Raw genomic sequence first — 1,245 nt, forward strand, 5'->3', positions numbered from 1 at the left:
TTAACATAATGGCGGTTATACGAAATTCACCGTTTCGAGCCCCAAATATCAAGTTTATTTCTTGCATAAATGTATCCTATAGGATACATTCTACTTATGTACTCAATATATACCACTGAAGTCTTTGATGACTGGTTCACCAAGTTAAAAGACCAGCAGGCAAAAAGACGCATACAAGTCCGAATTGATCGGGTTGAAGATGGAAACTTTGGAGATACTGAGCCGGTCGGTGAAGGTGTTTCTGAATTACGTTTCTTCTTTGGGCCAGGCTATAGGATTTATTACTGCAAGCAAGGGCAAAGGGTTGTTATTCTTTTAGCAGGCGGAGATAAGTCTACGCAAAGTAAAGATATAAAACTTGCCCTGCAATTGGCACAAGATTTAGAGGAGGAGCTATAAATGGCTATTAAACTTCGCAAATGGGACAGTGCTGAGCATCTTAAAACAGAGGATGATATGCAGGCTTACTTACAAGCATGTATTGAAGAATCTAATGGCGATGCCGCATTCATTGCAAAGGCTTTAGGTAACATTGCAAAAGCTAAAGGAATGGCTCAATTATCACGAGATACAGGCTTAGGCCGAGAAAGTCTTTATAAAGCACTTTCTGGTGATGTTAACCCTAGTTTTGATACTGTGATTAAAGTTGTAAAAGCACTGAATTTACGCTTAGCAATTTAAAAAAAGTTATTAAAAAATGGAGCTTTAGGCTCCATTTTTTAATTTCGTATAAGGTGTATTATGTTAATTTTAGAAATTCTTAATTTCCATCTATCCAAACTTGCTTGATCCAATCTGCTAAATCTTCCCACTGCTCATCGCTATATCCATCTGCTGTCCAATATCTAATTTTATGATTAGGAGATAGGCAATAATAACTACCATTATCTTCACAAATAGGTAGCCAATCTTCTGGCAGACCTTGCTCCCTAGCATCATTTAATATCTGAGATAGCCCTCGATAGCATTCTTTCTCATCTGTAAGAGACGCTAATTCAATTGTTCCATAAAAGATATTGCTAATCTCTTTCAAAACTTTTTTATAATCTTTTGGAAAAATAAAACCTATTTTTCGTTCATAAGCAGATATGAAAATATCATCAGGTAGTTCTATGTTTAGACGACTATTCCCAGATAGTTCTTTTAATTCTTGAATAATGTTATCAAGCTTATTTTGCATATACATTCTGCTCTATCGCATTAAAGTTCTTACTACAATTTAACATAATGGCTGTTATGCGAAAC

Annotated in this window: 3 protein-coding genes; 2 read left to right on the top strand and 1 reads right to left on the bottom strand. The window is 35.4% G+C overall.

What is annotated here, in order from left to right:
* Positions 1–96 precede the first annotated feature (96 nt).
* Both ACY3FQ_RS16415 and ACY3FQ_RS16420 read left to right on the top strand, forming a co-directional pair.
* A complete protein-coding gene (locus tag ACY3FQ_RS16415) occupies positions 97–399 on the top strand; it encodes a type II toxin-antitoxin system RelE/ParE family toxin (RefSeq protein ID WP_000286964.1) in 303 nt (100 codons plus the stop codon).
* On the top strand, positions 400–681 hold the full coding sequence (locus tag ACY3FQ_RS16420; protein WP_000985609.1) for an addiction module antidote protein: 282 nt from the start codon (positions 400–402) through the stop codon (positions 679–681).
* Positions 682–760: 79 nt separating this feature from the next.
* On the opposite strand, the gene ACY3FQ_RS16425 is transcribed toward ACY3FQ_RS16420, so the two are convergent.
* On the bottom strand, positions 761–1,180 hold the full coding sequence (locus ACY3FQ_RS16425; protein ID WP_001180106.1) for an SMI1/KNR4 family protein: 420 nt from the start codon (positions 1,178–1,180) through the stop codon (positions 761–763).
* Positions 1,181–1,245 lie beyond the last annotated feature (65 nt).

It is taken from the genome of Acinetobacter sp. AB03, from assembly GCF_058107045.1.